This window comes from Brevibacillus sp. SIMBA_040, from assembly GCF_046535075.1.
Classification (GTDB): Bacteria; Bacillota; Bacilli; order Brevibacillales; family Brevibacillaceae; genus Brevibacillus.
Map to the genome: position 1 here is coordinate 1 of NZ_JAWRXI010000131.1, position 286 is coordinate 286.

A 286-nucleotide genomic window follows, 5' to 3' on the forward strand; every position below is an offset into this window, starting at 1 on the left:
GTGTAAGCCTAAATCAACCAACTTTCTTTATGGTTGGAAATAAATTTGGAGGAACAGAAAATAAGGTCTATGCCAAAATCGGAAGTTCAGTCATAAGTAATCTTGGAATTACGGATTTTAGCGATTCTTTAAAAGTTACAAATCAGGAGATAAATTCTAAAATTTTAACATTTACTAAAAGGGATGTAAACAAAAGAATTAATCCCATCGTGTTTTTTAATAAAAGAACTGATAAAAAAATACTTATTCCTGAGGTTTTAGTATTTGATAATAATTTGTCTGATAT

Annotated in this window: 1 protein-coding gene; it reads left to right on the top strand. The window is 27.6% G+C overall.

Features of this window, described 5'->3' with window-relative positions; translation table 11 throughout:
• On the top strand, window positions 1–286 hold a 286-nt coding region (locus SB752_RS32265; protein ID WP_410719474.1), incomplete at both ends, for a hypothetical protein.